Here is an 18,776-nt window from a genome sequence, read left to right on the forward strand (position 1 = left end):
ATGCAGGGGCATAAGCTGCACTGGTGGCAAACGCGCTGGTTCGTCGTGGCGATGGTGATCGCGACGACGATTCCCTTATGGTGGCCGGACATCCCGCCGCTGGTCGACTTGCCCGGCCATATGGGGCGCTATCGCGTCCAGCTCGACGGCGCGGCCTATCCCTGGCTCGCCGACTGGTATGATTTCCGCTGGGCGCTGATCGGCAATCTCGGCGTCGACCTGCTGATCGAGCCGCTGACGCCGATCTTCGGGCTCGAGCTGGCGGTCAAGCTGATCGTCATGGCAATCCCGGCGCTGACCGTCTCGGGCCTGTTGTGGATCGCGCGCGAGGTGCACGGCCGGATCCCCGCCACCGCCTTGTTCGCGCTGCCGCTCGCCTACAGCTATCCGTTCCAGTTCGGCTTCGTCAATTTCGCGCTGTCGATGGCGCTGGCGCTCAACCTGTTCGCTTTGTGGCTGCGGATGGGGCGGCTCGGCAGCCTGCGGTTGCGTGCGATCCTGTTCGTGCCGCTGTCCTGCGCCTTATGGGTCTGCCATACCTTCGGCTGGGGCGTGCTCGGCATCCTCGCCTTCTCCGCCGAGATGATCCGCCAGCACGACCTGCGCAAGGACGGGCCTGATGTGCCGGGAGGGGGCGGGCATTGGGCGGAGAGCTGGGCGCGCGCCGCGATCGGCTGCCTGCCGCTTGCCTTGCCCTTCCTGATGATGGTGCTGTGGCGGTCGGGCGATCACGTCACCGGCAAGACGATGGACTGGTTCAACTGGCGCGCCAAGGTCAACTGGATCATCATGGTGCTGCGCGATCGCTGGATGGCGTTCGACCTCGCTTCGGCGACCATCCTGTTCGTCATCCTGTTCAAGGGGATGCGCGACGACCGCATCGAATATTCGCGCAACCTGCTGCTCTCGGCGCTGTTCCTCAGCGCGATCTTCGTGCTGCTGCCGCGCATCGTCTTCGGCTCGGCCTATGCCGACATGCGGCTGGCGCCGTTCGTCATCGCGATCGCGCTGATCGCGCTGCGTCCGCGGCGCGGCCTGTCGTTCCGCGGCGCCGCGACGCTTGCCGCGCTCGGCCTCGCCTTCTTCGGCGCGCGGCTCGTCGCGACGACGGTGAGCTATGGGATGTTCGATGCGGAATACGACCGCACGCTCGCCGCGCTCGACCGCGTGCCCAAGGGCGCGCGGCTGCTCACCATGGTCGGGCGCACCTGCCGGGACGAATGGCTCTATTCGCGGCTCGAACATGCCGCCGGCATCGCGCTCGAACGCCGCATCGCTTATGCCAACGACCAATGGTCGATGGCGGGCGGGCAGCTGCTCACCGTCCGCTACACGCCGGCCGGCGCCTTCGCGCACGATCCCTCGCAGCTCGTCACCGACCGGCGCTGTCGCGGCGAATGGTGGCGGCCGCTGCGCGTCTCGCTCGCCTATCTGCCGCGCGACGCCTTCGACTATATCTGGCTGATCAATCCGGCACCGGTCGAGCCCGAATACCTCACCGGCCTGACCCCGATCTGGCGGAGCGGCCGCGACGTGCTCTACCGGATCGACGATCGCAGCCGGCCCAAGGTGACGCTCGATCCCGATCTGCTGCCGCCGCGGCGGCGGCTTATCCCCCGCCCTTCCTGAACGGCGCAAGTTCGGCGAGATAGCTTTGCTCGTCGCTGACGGCGGCACGCTCGCGCACCAGGAAGTCGCTGATCGCGCGACGGAAGCCCGCGTCGGGAATATAATGCGCCGACCAGGTCGGCACCGGCACATAGCCGCGCGCCAACTTATGCTCGCCCTGCGCCCCTGCCTCGACCGTCCTGAGCCCGCGCGCGATCGCCGCGTCGATCGCCTGATAATAGCAGAGCTCGAAATGGAGGAACGGCACCTCCTCGGTACAGCCCCAATAGCGGCCGTAGAGCGTCTCCTCGCCGATCAGGTTGAGCGCCCCGGCGATCGGCCGGCCGTCGCGCTCGGCGAGGATCAGCAGCACGTCGTCGCCCATCGCATCGCCGAGCAGCGGGAAGAAGCTGCGGGTCAGATACGGCCGCCCCCATTTGCGGCTGCCGGTATCCTGATAGAAGGTCCAGAAGGCGTCCCAATGCTCCGGCCGGATCTCGGCGCCGCTGAGGTGGCGGATGGTCAGCCCCTCCACCGCAGCGGCGCGTTCCTTGCGGATCGCCTTGCGCTTGCGGCTGGCGAGCGCGCCGAGGAAATCGTCGAACGTGGCATAGCCGTGGTTCGCCCAGTGGAATTGCGTCCCCTCGCGGATCAGCCAGCCGGCCTGTTCAAACGCCGGGACCTGATCGGGACTGACGAAGGTGGCATGCGCCGACGACAGGTCATGCTGGTCGGTCACCGCCTCCAGCGCGGCGATCAGCGCCGGCGCGGCACCGGGATCGCGCAGCAGCAGCCGTGGCCCCGGCACCGGGCTGAACGGCGCGGCGACCTGCAGCTTGGGATAATATTGGCCGCCGGCCCGCTCCCAGGCGTCGGCCCAGGCATGGTCGAAGACATATTCGCCCTGGCTGTGGCTCTTGGCATAGGCCGGGGCGATCGCCACCGGCACGCCGGCGGCATCGTCGACGACGATCGGGATCGGCTGCCACCCCGATCGTCCGCCGGTGCTGCCCGATTCCTCGAGCGCGGCGAGGAAGGCGTGGCGGACGAAGGGGTTGGCGGTGCCGGCGCAGGCATTCCATTGCTCGGCCGGGATCGCGCGGACCCCGTCGACAAGGCGGGCGGCGAGCGGGCTCATGCGGCGAAGGACGATAGGGTCATCGCCCGCCGATATAGGTCATGAACCGCGCTTGGGCAGGGGTCAGGCCAGTTCGATGATCGCATCCACCTCGACCGCGGCGCCGAGCGGCAGCACCGGCACGCCGACCGCACTGCGCGCATGCTTGCCGGATTCGCCGAACAGCGCGACCATCAGCTCCGACGCGCCGTTGGCGACCTTGGGCTGATCGGTGAAATCGGCGGCCGAATTGACGAATACGCCGAGCTTGACGATCCGCTTGACCCGCGACAGGTCGCCGCCGAGATGCGTCTTGATCTGCGCGACGATCATCAGCCCGCACAGCCGCGCCGCCTCCTGTCCGTCCTCGAGCGACACGCCGTCGCCGAGCCGGCCGGTGACGAGCTGTCCCGCCTTGAACGGCAACTGCCCCGACAGGTGGAGCATCCCGCCCGCCTCGACCACCGGCACATAGGCCGCGACCGGTGCCGCCGCCTCGGGCAGCGACAGGCCGAGCTCCTCAAGCTTGCGATCGACGTGCGTGGTCATGCGAAGTCCTTTCGGGAAGATGGCGGGTGCGTCTAGCCGATTTGCCGCGCGGGTGGAACGGGTGCGTTGGGCGGCGATGGGAGCCGTTCGCTCCTCATGCGGCGGCCTGTCCCACCCCCTTCGTCATCCCGGCGCAGGCCGGGATCCATGGAGGCGGGTGGCTGGCGACGGCGCGCGACGGCGATGGCGCCGTGTCCATGGATCCCGGCTTGCGCAGGGATGACGAAGCTGAGGGAGGATCGCCCCCGCCTACGCGTCCGCCCCCACCCCCGCCGCGAAGCGCGCGGCGATCCAAGCGCCCGCCTCGCGCCAGTCGTCGATCCGCGCATGCGCGAACGGCGCCGGCGGCACCCGCGGCGCGAGCGTCGGTTCGGACACCATGTGCAGCCGGTGGACCGCCGGCGCATGGTCCGCGACCGACTGGTGATGCGTGGCGAGATCGTCGACGAACACCGTCACCGGGTCGCCATATTCCGCCCGCAGCCGCGCCACCGGCTCACCCTTGCCGCCCTGGTTACACTCGACGCGATGCGCGATGCCGAAGCGGGCGAGCTGCGCGATCCGCGCCGGCTTGCACGCATCGGTGATGTTGGTGAGCACGACGATATCCGCCTGCGTCGCGAGCTGCGCCAGCGCCTCGGCGGCGTGCGGCACCAGCGTCTGCCGGTCCATCTCCGCCGGGAAGAAGCCGCCGAGCAGCGCCCACATCTCGTCGCGGGTCGGCGCCGGACCGCCGTCGCGGCGGCGCAGGCTGTTGGCGAAATCCTCGCCGTCGGGGGTGAAGTCGATATCATGCGCCTCGCCCACCCAAGCGCCGAAATGCTTGACCATGTGCAGCAGCACTTCGTCGCAATCGGTGATCAGCAGCGGTCTCATCGGGCCTCCAGCATCGCATGGGCGGCGACCAGCGCCTCGGGCGAGACGCCGAGCGCCTCCGCGCAGGCGATCAGATCGGGTTCGTAGGATTCGAGATAGGCGATCACCGCCGCCAGCACCGCCGGCTCGCCGGCACGTGCGCGCAGATCGTCGGGGAAGAGGCCGGTGACCGCGATCAGCCGGTCGGCGCGGTCCGGCTCGCCGATCGTCCAGACCAGCGCCTGCAGGCCGAGCACGTCGGCATCCGGGAGATTTGTATCGCGTGCGCGCATTGCCTATCGTCCGATCTTGGAAGGGTGGTGACGCACGTGGCGAAACGGGTACTCGTTGTCGAGGACAACGAACTCAACCTCAAACTGTTCTGCGACCTGCTGCGGGCCCACGGCATCGCGGCCGAGCCGGTGCGCGACGGCCGCGAGGCGGTGGCCCGCGCGCGCGAGCTGGTTCCCGACCTCATCATCATGGACATCCAGATGCCGCACGTCACCGGCTATGAGCTGATCCTCGAACTGATGGCGGACGAGCAGCTGCGCGTGATTCCGGTGATGGCGGTGACCGCTTATGCCGGCCGCGACGACGAGGATCGCATCCGCGCCGCCGGAGCGCGCTCCTACGTCTCCAAGCCGATCAGCCTCGCCCGCTTCATGGAAGCGGTGAATGCGCTGCTGTGATGCGGCACCGGCCCGGCTGCGCGGGCGCAGATATAAAGACGCCCTGCCGAGCCGGCGGGGCATCGACAGGGCGTCGCGCGCTTCGTAGCCCTTGCCCCCGAAAAGGGCCAGATGCTGCGAGCAGGGTAGAAAACTACCCGACGCCGCTGCGGTTCCGCGACCCAAAAACCAAGGGCGGCGCCCTCCCGTGGAGACCACCGCCCTTAGCCCGTAGTGACGCGATACAGGGCAACCGGACGATCCGGTGCCAGACGCCGCTATGCCGTAAGAAGATGAACGCAAGGTGTCCGAAGCACGCCCGAATCAAGGCGCTGGTGCAAGCATCCCGCGGACATGCGCAATGCCGCCGGCACCCGTGGCGCCGGCGGCATTGCGATCATCACCCGCAGACGGCAGAACGCCGCCGCGTGGGATTACTTGATCTTGGCTTCCTTGAACTCGACGTGCTTGCGCACGACGGGATCATACTTGCTGAAGCTCAGCTTCTCGGTCTTCGTCCGCGGGTTCTTCTTGGTGACGTAGAAGAAGCCAGTGTCGGCGGTGCTGACGAGCTTGATCTTGACGGTAGTCGGCTTGGCCATGAGCCCCAAATCCTGAAAACAAGGAGAGCGGCAGCACCAACGCCGCCGCTCGATCAGTCGCGGCGCATGGCGGATAGGCGCGGCAAAGTCAACCGTCGACGGCACGATCCTGTCCCCTTAACCAGCCGCTTACCGTCCGCGCCCATGGTCGCGCGGTCACAGGGGGCGGGACATGCAGACGGATCGGCATAGCATAGGGGACGATCGTTGGACGCGCTGATGGCGGCGCTGGTCGCGGCGGCGCTCGCCCAGATCGGCGATCGTCCGGCGGCGCTCGCTGTGATCCTCGCCGATCGTTACCGCATGCCGCTGCGCGTCATCCTCGCGGCCGCGCTGGCGCTGCTTGCCGCCGGGCTGATCGCTGCCGCGGCGGGCGCGTGGCTCGCGCCGCATCTGATACCCGAGGCGAAACAGCTGTTCCTCGCGCTCGCGCTGCTGTTGCAGGGTGGCGGTGCGCTGTTGCCGGCGAAAGCGCCCGAACGGCTCGCCGGCTGGCGGATCGGCGGCTTCGCCACCAGCGCCGCCGGATTGTTCATCCTCGCCTTCGGGGACGGCATCCAGTTCATCGTCGTCGCGCTCGCCGCGCGTGCCGCCCTCCCCTGGCTCGCCGCGGTCGGCGCGATGCTGGGATCGCTGGCGGTGATCGCCCCTGCCGCGATCCTCGGCGAGCGCGACTGGCGGCGCCTGCCGCTCGCTCCCGCCCGTCGCATCGTCGGGATCCTGTTCGTCCTCGTCGCCCTCTGGCTCGGGCTCGGCGCGCTGCGGCTGATCTGAGCCGTCGATCATCGACATCACCAAAATGGCCCCACCGTGCGGAGCGTTTGCGCTATCGGATCGTTGCCGCAACGATCCCATCCACGGAGACTGACATGGCCGACATCAACCCGGCGTTGAGCACGCCGACCGATCTCAGCAACACCCGCTCGGTGGCGGACGCGCTCAACGCGTCGCTCGCCGATTGCTATGCGCTGTACCTCAAGACCAAGAACTTCCACTGGCACGTCTCGGGCCCGCATTTCCGCGACTATCACCTGCTGCTCGACGATCAGGCGGCGCAGATCCTCGGCGTCACCGATGCGATCGCCGAACGCGTCCGCAAGACCGGCAATACGACGCTGCGCTCGATCGGCGACATCAGCCGCCGCCAGTCGATCGTCGACAACGACCTCGACTTCGTCGACGCCGCGTCGATGCTCGCCGAACTGCGCGAGGACAATCTGAAGCTCGTCGAGGGCTTCCGCGTCGTCAAGGATGCCGCGGACGCGGCACGCGACAATGCCACTAGCGGCATCGTCGACGATTGGACCGACGAGGCCGAAGAGCGCGCCTGGTTCCTGTTCGAGGCCAGCCGCAAGGGCTGAGGCGTCGCGACGGCGGGTGTATCATCCACCCGCCGTCGACGGAGCGGAACGCCCTCCCTGCGCGTTTCCCGGTCATGCACGCTTTCGCCGCGCTCCTCGATTCGCTCATCTACACGCGCGGGCGCAACGCCAAGCTCAAGCTGATCGTCGACTATCTCCACGCCACGCCCGATCCCGACCGCGGCTGGGCGATGGCGGCACTGACCGGCGATCTCGACCTGCCCGGCGTCAAGCCGGCACAGATCCGCGCGTTGATCGAGGCGCGCGTCGACCCGGTGCTGTTCCGGATGAGCCGCGACTACGTCGGCGACACCGCCGAGACGGTGGCGCTGCTCTGGCCGGCCCCCGTGGTGCCCCCGGCCCCGGCGCCACCGCTGTCGATCAGCGCGGCGATCGACGCGCTCCGCCACCTGTCGCGCTCGGATGCGCCCGGCGTCCTTGCCGCGATGCTCGACCGGCTCGATGCCGAGGAACGGTTCGCACTGCTCAAGATGGCGACCGGCGGCCTGCGCATCGGTGTCTCGGCGCGACTCGCCAAGACGGCGCTGGCGCAGGCCTTCGGACTCGACGTCGATGTGGTCGAGGAGGTGTGGCATGGTCTCGCCCCGCCCTATGCCCGCCTGTTCGCCTGGGCGGAGGGCAAGGGCGAACAGCCGACCGCCGCCAACGTCCCGGTCTTCCGCCCCTTCATGCTCGCGCACGGGCTGGAGGATGCGCAGGTCGATCTCGCCGATTACGCCGCCGAATGGAAATGGGACGGGATCCGCGTCCAGATCGTCCATGTCGCCGGCCAGACCCGCCTGTACAGCCGCACCGGCGACGACGTCACCGCCAGCTTCCCCGACGTCGCCGCCGCCTTCACCACCCCCGGCACGGTCGACGGCGAGTTGCTCGTCAAGGGCGAGGTGCAGGGCGGCACGCTCGAGGATGGCGGCGGCGCGGCGAGCTTCAATGCGCTCCAGCAGCGACTCGGCCGCAAGCAGGTGTCGGCGAAGATGCTCGCCGAATATCCCGCCTTCGTCCGCCTCTACGATATCCTGCTCGACGGCGACGAGGATCTGCGCGCGCTGCCGTGGACCGAGCGGCGGGCCCGGCTCGAAGCCTTCGTGCCGCGGCTCAACCCCGATCGCTTCGACATCAGCCAGGTCATCACCGCGGCGAGCTTCACCGAGCTGGAGGCGATCCGTGCCGGTGCGCGCGATGCCGCGATCGAGGGCGTGATGCTCAAGCGCCGCGACTCGCCCTATGTCGGTGGTCGTCGTGCCGGCCTGTGGTACAAATGGAAGCGCGATCCGCTCACCGCCGATTGCGTCATCATGTATGCGCAGCGCGGCAACGGGCGTCGCTCCTCCTATTACAGCGACTATACGTTCGGCTGCTGGACCGAGGAGGGCGAATTGCTGCCGGTCGGCAAGGCCTATTCGGGGATCACCGACGAGGAATTGCGCATGCTCGACAGTTTCGTGCGCCGCCACACGCTCGCCCGCTTCGGCCCGGTGCGCGAGGTGGAGAAGTCGCTGGTGCTGGAGATCGCGTTCGATTCGATCCACGGCTCGACCCGCCACAAATCGGGCGTCGCGATGCGCTTCCCGCGCATCGCCCGCATCCGCACCGACAAACCGGCGGCGGAAGCCGACCGGATCGAGACCTTGCGCAAGCTGGTGACGTGAACGCACGGGTGGCGGATCGCATCAGGCCCGCCCCCGCACACACAGCGCGCGCGCCGCCCCGGCGTACTGGCCGCAGGCTCTGCCCGCGCCATGCCCGAGCGAGCCATTCGGCCCGATCGGATCGCCCTCAGTTCGCCCGGCCGACCTCTTCGCCAATCTTGATCTCGAACAGCGTCGGCCAGTATTTGCCCGTCACGAACAACCGGTCGTGCGCGGCGTCATAGGCGATGCCGTTCGGCACCGCGTCCGGGTCGCTCGCCTGTACCTCGGCGATCAGTGGGCGCAGGTCGATCAGGCCGTCGACCCGTCCGCTCGCCGGGTCGATCCGCGCGATGAAGCCGGTCATCCACACGTTGGCGAGGATACGGCCGCCGACAAATTCGAGCTCGTTGAGCTTGGCGAGCGGCCGTCCGTTGAGCGTCACCGCGATCCGGCCGCGCTCGGTAAAGCCGGCGGGGTCGATGCGGCGCAGCGTCGGCGTGCCGTCGGAGAGCAGCAGCGAACCGCCGTCGCTCGTCATCCCCCACCCCTCACCCGTATAGTGGAACGGCGCGCCGACCCGCTTGAGCGTCGGCAGCGTCCAGCGGAAGCCGATCCCGGTCTTCCACGTCAGGCTGAGCAGGCTGTTCTTCCAGCAGCCGATCCCCTCGCCGAACAGATCGGGCGTCAGCCGCGCCCGCGCGAGCACCTTGCCGGTGGCGAGATCGACGCGGCGGATGTCCGACGCGCCTTCCTTGCCGGTGCTTTCGTAGAGCGTGCCGTTGCAGAACAGCAGCCCCTCGGTGAAGGCATCGCGATCGTGCGGGAAGCGCGCGACGACGTTGGCGGCATAGACCGGGGTGCCGGTTTCCGGTGGCGGCGCGGCGGCAGACGGCGGCGGAACGCTCGCCTGCGGCGTCGGCGCCGCGACATGCCACGCGGACGCGCCGAGCGCCCCGATCAGCCCCACCACCAGCGTCAGCTTGACCACCCGCATATCCTCACATCCGCACGTCCGTCACGCCGCGCCTATCGCCTGTCCTATGCCGAAACGCAAAAGGCCCGGCGCCGCGATCTGCGGAGCCGGGCCTTTCACTGATCGGGTCGGGACCGTTACGACGCGGCCGACAGGTTCACCGCAGCATATTTGCCGCGACGATCGACTTCGAGTTCGAACTGGAGACGATCGCCCTCGTTGAGCGTCGCCATGCCGGCACGCTCGACCGCCGAGATGTGAACGAACGCATCGGGCTGGCCATCGTCGCGCTGAATGAAGCCGAAGCCCTTCATCGCGTTGAAGAACTTGACGACGCCCGTCGCCTTCTCGCCGGTCAGCTGACGCTGCGGCGCGCCACCGGCACCGCCGGCCCGCGGGCCACGATCACCGAAGCCGCCTTCGCGCGGCTCGCGCGGCGCACGCTCGGTCACCGCCATCGGCTCGCCGTCGATCTTCAGCTCGGTCGCCGAGATGCGGCCGCCGCGATCGACGAGGGTGAAGCCGAGCGGCTGGCCTTCGGCGAGCGAGCTCATGCCCGCCTGCTCGACCGCCGAGATGTGCACGAACACGTCCTCGCCGCCGTCATCACGGACGACGAAGCCGAAGCCCTTCTGCGCGTTGAAGAACTTTACGACGCCCGTGCCTTCGCCGACAACCTGCGGGGGCATGCCGCGGCCACCGCCGCTGAACCCGCCGCCACCGCCGCCGCCGAAGCCGCCGCCACCGCCGCCGCCACGGTACCCGCCGCCGCCGCCGCCGCCGAAGCCGCCGCGATCGCCGCCGCCGAAGCCGCCACCACCGAAGCCGCCGCGGTCACCGCCACCGAAGCCGCCACCGCCGAAACCGCCGCCGCCGAAGCCGCCACCGAAATCGCTGCTGCCGCCACCGAAATCGTCGCGCTTGTCGCGACCACGTCCGCCACGATTGCCGCGGCCACCTTTGTCGTAACCCATAACCCTATTCGTCTTCCCGGTTCGCCCGCATCCAATCCGTGACAAGAACCCGTGCGCCGGACGACGAACGCGAGCCCTCGGGCGCGAAACCTATTGCGCCTTGGGAATCGCCATAGCGCAGAAAACAAGTCCCCGCGAATGAAATCGTCGCGTTATTGTCCCATGGCTGCGCGAATATTGCCGCATCGTCGCCGATCCGGCACGCCGTGCCGCACCCGGGCCGGCCTGCCGCGCGTCGACGCTTAACCGTTGAGCATCGCGACGTTGCAGCGTAGGGCGGGCGCATGACCGTTCACTTCCACGAGGAAGACCTCCCCGCCGATGTCTTCGCCCACGGCGCGTCGATCGCCGTCGATACCGAGACGATGGGGCTGATCACGCCGCGCGACCGTCTCTGCGTCGTGCAATTGTCCGATGGCGGGTCGGACGAGCATCTCGTCCGCTTCGGCCCCGACAGCGACTATGCCGCGCCCAACCTCAAGGCGCTGCTCGCCGATCCGGCGCGCGTCAAACTCTATCATTACGGCCGGTTCGACATCGCCGCGCTGCAGCATTACCTCGGCATCGTCGCCGCGCCCGCCTATGACACCAAGATCGCGTCGCGCCTGATCCGCACCTATACCGATCGCCACGGCCTCAAGGAGCTGGTGCGTGAGCTGCTCGGCCAGGAGCTCAGCAAGCAGCAGCAATCGTCCGACTGGGGCTCGCCCGACCTGTCCGACGCGCAGAAGGAATATGCGGCGAGCGACGTGCGCTACCTCCACCGCCTCCAGGCCGAGCTCAACCGGCGGCTGGAGCGCGAGGGGCGGATGGCGATGGCGCAGGCCTGTTTCGACTTCCTGCCGACCCGCGCCGCGCTCGACCTCGCGGGTTGGCCGGAAATCGACATCTTCGCCCATGCGTAGGCGCGTCCGGTGAGCGCGACGGCGCGCCCGATCCGCTCGGCGCGGCAGCGTTGGGCCGCGCCCGGCGGCCGGCAGGACCGGATCGTCACGTTGCTCAACACCGGACTGCCGATCGGCATCGGCGTGCTCGCCGCCTTTCTGGTGCTCGCTCCGCTCACCGCCGCCAACGAAGTCTCGTTCGTACTCGACAAGAACAAGGTCGAGGTCGCCAAGGAGCGGCTGAAGCTGCAGGCGGCGACCTATCGCGGGCAGGACGACAAGGGCCAGGCCTTCGCGCTCAACGCCGGCAGCGCCGTGCAGCAGAGCAGCAGCGTGCCGATCGTCCAGATCAAGGGCATGACCGCCGATCTCGCGCTCGCCGACGGGCCGGCGACGCTGCGCGCCGATCAGGGTCGCTACGACCTCAACACCGAACAGATGAAGGTCGACGGCCCGATCGCGGTGCGCGCCGCCAACGGCTATCGCATCGACACCAGCGATGCGACGGTCGATCTCAAGGCCAAGACGATGCGCAGCGACGGCAAGGTCACCGGCACCGTGCCGCAGGGCACGTTCAGCGCCGATCGGCTGAGCGCCGATCTCGACGGCCGCACCGTCCGCCTGAGCGGCAATGCCCGCTTGCGGATCGTGCCGCGAAAGACGAAATAGCCGGCCATGCGCAAGCCCTTCCCCGCCGCTCCGGTCGTCGCCTTGTCCCTGGTCGCGGCGTCGTTCGCCACGCCGCTGGCGGCGCAGAGCGCGCACAATTCGAACGCGCCGATCGATTTCGGCGCCGATACGATCGAGTTGCAGGACAAGCAGCACCGCACCATCCTGACCGGCAACGTCGCGGTCAAGCAGGCGGAAATGACGCTCAACGCCGCCCGGATGACGGTGGCGACGACCGGCGCGATCATCGGCGGCAGCCCGCAGGTGTCGCGGATCGACGCCTCGGGCGGCGTCGTCGTCCGTCGCCCCGATCAGACGGGCAAGAGCCAATATGCGATCTACGACCTCAACCGTCGCGTCATCACCATGCTCGGCGCGGTGACGCTGACGCAGGGCGGCAATACGGTGAACGGCGGCCGCCTGACGATCAATCTCGATACCGGCCGCGCGGTGATCGACGGCAATTCGGTCCGCGGCGCGGGCGGCGCCGCTCCCGGCGCGACCACCACCACCGCGCCGAGCGGCCGCGTCACCGGCACCTTCTCGGTCCCTAAGCGCAACTGATCGCAAGCCTTTCCGTCCGGCGCGCGCGGGGCACGCACCCGCGCCGGGTGCGCCGGCCGCGACCTAAAGGGTCTTCCCTCGCGCGTCGCGGCGCGCCATGACGCGGCGGCTATGCACGAAGCCTGCCAAGGCTTTGCTAACTCTTTGATGCGAGGCATCGAGTCGATGGACATGGACGCCGCCGTTACCGACCTGCACAGCGCCGAAGCGATCCACGAGCCGCCTGCCAATCGCGGCCTGCAGGCGATCTCGATCGCCAAATCCTATGACAAGCGCGTCGTCCTCACCGACGTGTCGGTCTCGGTCGATCGCGGCGAGGTGGTCGGGCTGCTCGGTCCCAACGGGGCCGGCAAGACGACCTGCTTCTATTCGGTGATGGGCCTCGTCAAACCCGATTCGGGCCGCATCATGCTCGACGGCGAGGATATCACCCGCCTGCCGATGTACCGCCGCGCGATCCTCGGCCTCGGCTATCTGCCGCAGGAGACGAGCATCTTCCGCGGCCTGTCGATCGAGAAGAATATCGGCGCGGTGCTCGAACTGTCCGAGCCCGATCCCGCGGCGCGCACCGCCAAGCTCGACAAATTGCTCGACGAATTCGGCCTCACCCGGCTGCGCGCCAGCCCCGCCATGGCGCTGTCGGGCGGCGAGCGCCGCCGCGCCGAGATCGCTCGCGCGCTCGCCGCCGATCCGTCGATCATGCTGCTCGACGAACCGTTCGCCGGCATCGATCCGATCTCGATCGCCGACATCCGCGATCTGGTGAAGGACCTCAAGCGGCGCGACATCGGCGTGCTGATCACCGACCACAACGTGCGCGAAACGCTCGATATCGTCGATCGCGCCTATATCATCTACGACGGCCGCGTGCTGTTCGCCGGCAGCCCCGAGGAACTCGTCGCCGACGCCAACGTCCGCCGCCTGTACCTCGGCGAGGGCTTTTCGCTGTAACGATGTGGGAGCGGTACGCCCCCATCCCCTCTCCCGGCGGGAGAGGGGCAAGCCACGAAGCGGCGCGGGGTGAGGGCCGGTGCGGAACACGAGCGACGTCTGCGCTCACCCTTGCGCCACCTCCGGCGGCTCCCTCCCCCTGTCATAGGGAGAGGGCAGTATGAGCCTTGCCCCGCGTCTCGACCTCCGCCAGTCGCAGTCGCTGGTGATGACGCCGCAATTGCAGCAGGCGATCAAGCTGCTCGCGCTCTCCAACCTCGAGATCGAGGGGTTCATCGCCGAGGAGGTCGAGAAGAATCCGCTGCTCGAGGCGGCGCAGACCGATGAGGTCGTCCGCCCCGAACGCGTCGAGCGCGACGAACCCGCCGGCGCCGACGAGCTGGTCGGTGGCACGGTTACCGCCGATCCGCTCGACGTCGATTACGCCACCGAAAGCCATCAGCAGGACAGCGTCGCCGATGGTGGCGGCGGCTTCGACGGCGCGCTGTCGGCGACCGGCGGCAGCGGCGGGGCGGGCGGCGAGGACGCGCCCGACTTCGATTCCTTCGCGCAGAAGGATGCGACGCTTGCCGACCATCTGCTCGCACAGGCGGGCGCGGTGGTCGACGCCGCCGACTGGTTCATCGCCCAGCATCTCATCGACCAGCTCGACGAGGCGGGCTATCTCACCGTGCCGCTGCTCGACATCGCGACGCGGCTCGGCGCCCCGCTGGCGCGCGTCGAGCAGGTGCTGGCGCAGATCCAGACGCTCGACCCGACCGGCGTCGGCGCGCGCAACCTCGCCGAATGTCTCGCGCTCCAGGCGCGCGAGGCGGATCGCTACGATCCGTGCATGGCGCGGCTGCTCGACCATCTCGACCTGCTCGCGCGCGGCGATCTCGCCCGGCTCAAGCGGATCTGCGGCGTCGACGACGAGGATATGGCGGACATGATCCGCGAGCTGCGCGGCTATGATCCCAAGCCCGGCTGCCGCTACGGCGGCGAGCCCGCGCTCGGCGTTGTCCCCGACCTGTTCGTGATGCGCACCAAGGCCGGCTGGGGGATCGAACTCAACGCCGCGACGCTGCCGCGCGTGCTGGTCAACCGCCGCTATTATCACGAGCTCAGCCATGGCGCGCAGGACAAGGCGGGCAAGGCGTGGCTGTCCGAGGCGCTCGCCTCGGCCAATTGGCTGATCAAGGCGCTCGACCAGCGTCAGCGCACGATCGTCAAGGTCGCCACCGAGATCGTCAAACAGCAGGAGGCCTTCTTCCTCCACGGCGTCTCCCACCTGCGCCCGATGACCCTCGCCCGCGTCGCCGAGGCGATCGAGATGCACGAATCGACGGTCAGCCGCGTCACCAGCAACAAATATCTGAGTTGCGCGCGCGGCGTGTTCGAGCTCAAATATTTCTTCACCTCGGCGATCCAGGCCGCGGACGGCGGCGATGCGGTGTCGGCGGAGGCGGTGAAGAGCGCGATCCGCGCGCTGATCGCCGGCGAGGGCGCGAAGATCCTGTCCGACGATACGTTGGTCGAGCTGCTTCAGGCCAAGGGTTTCGACATCGCGCGCCGCACCGTCGCCAAATATCGCGAGGCGATGGGGATCGGCAGCTCGGTGCAGCGCCGGCGGGCGAAGGCGCTTCAGGGATCGGATTGACGGTCATCGCGCAGGCGCGACGATCGCCCCCTCAGTCATCCTCATCTTCGAACCCCACCAGCGCGAGGGCCCGCGCCTTGATCTGACGTTGCTGGCACCAATGGACCAGCGCCTCCTCGCGGCCGTGCGTCACCCACACCTCGCGCGGCGCGATCTCGGCAAGCGTCTCGGTCAGTTCGTCCCAGTCGGCGTGATCGGACAGGATCAGCGGCAGCTCGACATTCTTCTGGCGCGCGCGCTGGCGCACGCGCATCCAGCCGCTCGCCATCGCGGTGATCGGGTCGGGCAGTCGCCGCGACCAGCGATCGTTGAGCGCGCCGGGCGGGCACATCACGACATGCCCGGCCATCTCCGCCTTGCTCGCCCCCGCGACGGCGCGCAATTCGCCGAGCCGGACGCCATGTTCGACATACAGGTCGCACAATCGCTGCAACGCGCCGTGCAGATAGATCGGCGCCTCATGCCCGCGTGCGCGCAATTCGGCGATTACCCGCTGCGCCTTGCCCAGCGCATAGGCGCCGACCAGCACGCAGCGGTCGGGATTGGCGTGCAGCCGCACGATCAGCTTGTCGATCTCGTCGCCGGTATCGGGGTGGCGGAACACCGGGAGTGCGAAGGTCGCCTCGGTGACGAAGACGTCGCAAGCGACCGGCTCGAACGGCGTGCACGTCGGGTCGGCGCGGCGCTTGTAATCGCCCGAGACGACGACGCGCTCGCCGCGATAGTCGAGCACGATCTGCGCCGAGCCGAGCACATGCCCCGCGGGGACGAAACCGACCTCGACCTCGCCCATCGTCAGGCTTTCGCCATAAGCGACGGGGTGGCCTGCCTGTTCGCCGTAGCGCGCATCCATGATCGCCAGCGTCTCGGGCGTCGCCCATACCGCGCCATGGCCGCCGCGCGCATGGTCGGTATGGCCATGCGTCACCAGCGCCCGCGCCTCCGGCTCGGACGGGTCGATCCACGCATCGGCGGGGCGCACGTAGATGCCGTGCGGATGCGGTTCCAGCCAGTCGCCCAATCGTGCCATCCGGCTATTACGCGCCAGCATGGCACCGGGTGCCGTCGCGCACGGCCTGACGCTGCTGTCGGGCGACGATCGCCCGATCACCACCCGGCATTCCCCCGCCCCGCCGCGCTCCCTACATAGGCGGCGATGGATCTTCCCCAGCCGCTCGCCCAATGGTTTGCCGCCCGCGGCTGGCGGCCGCGCCGGCATCAGCTCGACATGCTGCGCGAGGGGCGTGCCGGACGGCATGCGCTGCTCGTCGCCACCACCGGCGCGGGCAAGACGCTCGCCGGCTTCCTGCCGACGCTCGCCGAGCTGATCGAGGCGCCCGGCGAGGGGCTGCACACGCTCTACGTCTCGCCGCTCAAGGCGCTGGCGGTCGATATCCAGCGCAATCTCGTCGCCCCGATCGACGAGATGGGCCTGTCGCTGCGCGTCGAGACGCGCACCGGCGACACGCCGAGCGACCGCAAGGCGCGCCAGCGCGTCAAGCCGCCGCAGATCCTGCTGACCACGCCCGAATCGCTGTCGCTGCTGCTCAGCTATCCCGACAGCGTCACGATGTTCGAAGGGTTGCGGACGATCGTCGTCGACGAGGTCCATGCCTTTGCCACCGGCAAGCGCGGCGACCTGCTGTCGCTGTGCATGGCGCGGCTGCAGCGGATCAGCCCCGGGCTGCGCCGCGTCGCCCTCTCCGCGACGGTCGCCGATACCGACGGCTATCGCGCCTGGCTGGCACCGGACGGCGATATCGATCAGGTCGCGATGGTCCAGGGCGAGGCCGGCGCCGACCCGGATATCGCCATCCTGCTGCCCGAGGATCGGGTGCCGTGGACCGGCCATTCCGGCCGCTACGCCGCCGAACAGGTGATGGCGGAGATCGAGACGCACAAGACCTCGATCATCTTCTGCAACACGCGCAGCCTCGCTGAGCTGATCTTCCAGGATCTGTGGAAGGTCAACACGATGAGCCTGCCGATCGGCGTCCATCACGGCAGCCTCGCGCTGGAGGCGCGGCGCAAGGTGGAAGGCGCGATGGCGTCGGGCCGGCTGCGGGCGCTGGTCGCGACCGCCAGCCTCGATCTCGGCGTCGACTGGGGCGATGTCGACTGCGTCATCCAGATGGGCGCGCCCAAGGGATCGTCGCGGCTGCTCCAGCGGATCGGCCGCGCCAACCACCGGCTCGACGAATCGTCGGAGGCGATCCTCGTCCCCGGCAACCGCTTCGAATATCTCGAAGCGCGCGCCGCGCTCGATGCGGTCGAGGCGGGCGAGCTCGACCCCGACCTGTTCCGCCCCGGTGCGCTCGACGTGCTCGCCCAGCATGTCATGGCGATGGCCTGCGCCGCGCCGTTCGAGGCGGCGGCGCTGCTCGACGAGGTGCGTTCGGCGCTGCCCTATTCGGCGCTGACCGAGGAGACGTTCGAGCGCGTGCTCGGCTTCATCCGCGACGGTGGCTATAGCCTCAAGGCCTATGACCGGTTCAAGCGGCTGACGCAGGAGGCGGACGGGCTGTGGCGGGTCAGCCATCCGCGCTTCATCACGCAGCACCGGCTCAACGCCGGGATCATCGTCGAGGCGACGATGCTCAACGTCCGCTTCAAGAATGGCCGCAACCTCGGCAAGGTCGAGGAAGGCTTCGCCGCGCAGCTCAGCCCCGGCGACACCTTCTTCTTCGCCGGCCTGAGCTGCGAGGTGCAGAAGATCGATACCGAGGATCTGATCGTCCGCGCCTCGTCCAAGCCCGCGCGTATCCCGACCTATGGCGGCAGCCGCATGCCGCTGTCGACCAACCTCGCCGACCGGGTGCGCCGCTTCCTCGCCGACCCGTCCGAATGGCCGCGCTTTCCCAAGGACGTCAGCGACTGGCTGGAGTTCCAGGCGAAGCGCTCGGCACTGCCCCGCCCCGGCCAGCTGCTGGTCGAGACCTTCCCGCGCGAGGGGCGCCATTACATGGTCGCCTACAGCTTCGAGGGCTGGAACGCGCACCAGTCGCTCGGCATGCTGATCACCCGGCGGATGGAGGCGCAGGGGCTCAAGCCCTTGGGCTTCGTCGCCAACGATTATGCGCTCGCGGTCTATGGCATCGACAAGATCACCGATCCCGCCGCCCTGTTCAGCCCCGATATCCTCGAACACGAATTCGTCGACTGGGTGCAGCAGTCGCATCTGCTCAAGCGTGCCTTCCGCGAAGTCGCGGTGATCGGCGGCCTCGTCGAACGCCAGCATCCCGGCAAGCGCAAGACCGGGCGGCAGGTCACCTTCTCGACCGACCTGATCTACGACGTGCTGCGCAAATACGAACCGACGCACCTGCTGCTCCAGGCCGCCTGGGACGATGCGCGGGCGCGGATGACCGACGTCGGCCGCCTCGCCGGCCTGCTCGACCGCGCCGCGGAGACGATGCTGCACGTCGATCTCGACCGGGTGACGCCGCTCGCGGTGCCGGTGCTGACGCTGATCGGGCGCGAGAAGGTATCGACCGGATCGGCCGACGACGCGCTGCTGATCGAGGCGGAAGCGCTGGTGGCGGACGCGATGCGGATCGACTGAGACGGGGCGGAGGTTGCGGGTCGCTCCCGTCCTTCGGCCAGCTCCAGAACTGACGGGAAGGGGAAAGAGGAGGCATACCCCCCACCCCGCTCACCCTGAGCCTGTCGAAGGGCCTGAGACTCACGCCCTCGCCGCGCTCGGCACC

Annotated in this window: 19 protein-coding genes; 11 read left to right on the forward strand and 8 right to left on the reverse strand. The window is 68.8% G+C overall.

The genetic code is table 11. The annotated features are described in order from the left end of the window. Positions 1–1,629, forward strand: a complete 1,629-nt coding sequence (locus V8201_RS14365) for a hypothetical protein (protein ID WP_336545709.1) — start codon at positions 1–3, stop codon at positions 1,627–1,629. Here V8201_RS14365 and V8201_RS14370 read toward each other — a convergent pair. The 4 genes from V8201_RS14370 to V8201_RS14385 form a co-directional block, all read right to left on the reverse strand. Beyond that, a complete protein-coding gene (locus V8201_RS14370) occupies positions 1,610–2,746 on the reverse strand; it encodes a GNAT family N-acetyltransferase (RefSeq protein WP_336545710.1) in 1,137 nt (378 codons plus the stop codon). The two genes, V8201_RS14365 and V8201_RS14370, sit on opposite strands and share 20 nt — an antisense overlap. Positions 2,747–2,809: 63 nt before the next feature. Continuing rightward, positions 2,810–3,274 carry a RidA family protein gene (locus tag V8201_RS14375; RefSeq protein WP_336545711.1) on the reverse strand — a complete coding sequence of 155 codons (465 nt, stop codon included), beginning with the start codon at positions 3,272–3,274 and terminating at the stop codon, positions 2,810–2,812. A gap of 249 nt (positions 3,275–3,523) precedes the next feature. After that, on the reverse strand, positions 3,524–4,150 hold the full coding sequence (locus V8201_RS14380) for a hypothetical protein (protein WP_037534923.1): 627 nt from the start codon (positions 4,148–4,150) through the stop codon (positions 3,524–3,526). Then, on the reverse strand, positions 4,147–4,422 hold the full coding sequence (locus tag V8201_RS14385; protein ID WP_037534922.1) for a DUF3572 domain-containing protein: 276 nt from the start codon (positions 4,420–4,422) through the stop codon (positions 4,147–4,149). Before V8201_RS14385 ends, V8201_RS14380 begins: the two co-directional genes overlap by 4 nt. Positions 4,423–4,458: 36 nt before the next feature. Between V8201_RS14385 and V8201_RS14390 the strand changes: the two genes are divergently transcribed. After that, the gene (locus V8201_RS14390) at positions 4,459–4,821 is read left to right on the forward strand and encodes a response regulator (RefSeq protein WP_336545712.1); all 363 of its coding nucleotides are present in this window, start codon (positions 4,459–4,461) and stop codon (positions 4,819–4,821) included. Between the two features lie 413 nt (positions 4,822–5,234). Here the strand turns inward: V8201_RS14390 and rpmG are convergent, their stop codons facing one another. Continuing rightward, positions 5,235–5,402: a 50S ribosomal protein L33 gene (rpmG, locus tag V8201_RS14395; protein ID WP_017977469.1), complete on the reverse strand. Its 168-nt coding sequence runs from the start codon at positions 5,400–5,402 to the stop codon at positions 5,235–5,237. Between the two features lie 207 nt (positions 5,403–5,609). Here rpmG and V8201_RS14400 point away from each other — a divergent pair, with 207 nt between their 5' ends. The 3 genes from V8201_RS14400 to V8201_RS14410 all read left to right on the forward strand — a co-directional run bounded on the left by V8201_RS14400 (position 5,610) and on the right by V8201_RS14410 (position 8,433). Beyond that, the gene (locus V8201_RS14400; protein WP_336545713.1) at positions 5,610–6,176 is read left to right on the forward strand and encodes a TMEM165/GDT1 family protein; all 567 of its coding nucleotides are present in this window, start codon (positions 5,610–5,612) and stop codon (positions 6,174–6,176) included. Positions 6,177–6,271: 95 nt separating this feature from the next. Beyond that, positions 6,272–6,763, forward strand: a complete 492-nt coding sequence (locus V8201_RS14405; RefSeq protein WP_271300183.1) for a Dps family protein — start codon at positions 6,272–6,274, stop codon at positions 6,761–6,763. A 74-nt stretch (positions 6,764–6,837) separates the two neighbouring features. Further along, a complete protein-coding gene (locus V8201_RS14410) occupies positions 6,838–8,433 on the forward strand; it encodes a cisplatin damage response ATP-dependent DNA ligase (RefSeq protein ID WP_336545714.1) in 1,596 nt (531 codons plus the stop codon). A gap of 127 nt (positions 8,434–8,560) precedes the next feature. Here V8201_RS14410 and V8201_RS14415 read toward each other — a convergent pair whose 3' ends face one another. Together V8201_RS14415 and V8201_RS14420 are read right to left on the reverse strand one after the other, a co-directional pair. Then, a complete protein-coding gene (locus V8201_RS14415) occupies positions 8,561–9,403 on the reverse strand; it encodes a glutaminyl-peptide cyclotransferase (RefSeq protein ID WP_327195597.1) in 843 nt (280 codons plus the stop codon). Positions 9,404–9,525: 122 nt separating this feature from the next. Beyond that, the gene (locus tag V8201_RS14420) at positions 9,526–10,362 is read right to left on the reverse strand and encodes a cold-shock protein (protein WP_336545715.1); all 837 of its coding nucleotides are present in this window, start codon (positions 10,360–10,362) and stop codon (positions 9,526–9,528) included. A 284-nt stretch (positions 10,363–10,646) separates the two neighbouring features. Between V8201_RS14420 and V8201_RS14425 the strand changes: the two genes are divergently transcribed. The 5 genes from V8201_RS14425 to rpoN all read left to right on the forward strand — a co-directional run bounded on the left by V8201_RS14425 (position 10,647) and on the right by rpoN (position 15,069). Further along, entirely contained in the window at positions 10,647–11,267 is a 621-nt protein-coding gene (locus V8201_RS14425; RefSeq protein ID WP_336545716.1) for a ribonuclease D, read from the forward strand. A 9-nt stretch (positions 11,268–11,276) separates the two neighbouring features. Next, on the forward strand, positions 11,277–11,915 hold the full coding sequence (gene lptC / locus V8201_RS14430) for an LPS export ABC transporter periplasmic protein LptC (RefSeq protein WP_037536787.1): 639 nt from the start codon (positions 11,277–11,279) through the stop codon (positions 11,913–11,915). A 6-nt stretch (positions 11,916–11,921) separates the two neighbouring features. Next, complete coding sequence (locus V8201_RS14435) at positions 11,922–12,479, forward strand: LptA/OstA family protein (protein ID WP_037536790.1); 558 nt, start codon at positions 11,922–11,924, stop codon at positions 12,477–12,479. 171 nt (positions 12,480–12,650) lie between these two features. Then, a complete protein-coding gene (gene lptB / locus V8201_RS14440; protein WP_271300831.1) occupies positions 12,651–13,430 on the forward strand; it encodes an LPS export ABC transporter ATP-binding protein in 780 nt (259 codons plus the stop codon). Positions 13,431–13,590: 160 nt separating this feature from the next. Then, complete coding sequence (gene rpoN, locus V8201_RS14445; protein WP_336545717.1) at positions 13,591–15,069, forward strand: RNA polymerase factor sigma-54; 1,479 nt, start codon at positions 13,591–13,593, stop codon at positions 15,067–15,069. Positions 15,070–15,100: 31 nt separating this feature from the next. Here the strand turns inward: rpoN and V8201_RS14450 are convergent, their stop codons facing one another. Next, positions 15,101–16,099 carry a ligase-associated DNA damage response exonuclease gene (locus V8201_RS14450; protein WP_336545718.1) on the reverse strand — a complete coding sequence of 333 codons (999 nt, stop codon included), beginning with the start codon at positions 16,097–16,099 and terminating at the stop codon, positions 15,101–15,103. 126 nt (positions 16,100–16,225) lie between these two features. Between V8201_RS14450 and V8201_RS14455 the strand changes: the two genes are divergently transcribed. Then, positions 16,226–18,631: a ligase-associated DNA damage response DEXH box helicase gene (locus V8201_RS14455; RefSeq protein ID WP_336545719.1), complete on the forward strand. Its 2,406-nt coding sequence runs from the start codon at positions 16,226–16,228 to the stop codon at positions 18,629–18,631. The last annotated feature ends 145 nt before the right edge of the window (positions 18,632–18,776 follow it).

This window comes from Sphingomonas kyungheensis (genome assembly GCF_037120395.1).
GTDB classification, from domain to species: Bacteria; Pseudomonadota; Alphaproteobacteria; order Sphingomonadales; family Sphingomonadaceae; genus Sphingomonas; species Sphingomonas kyungheensis.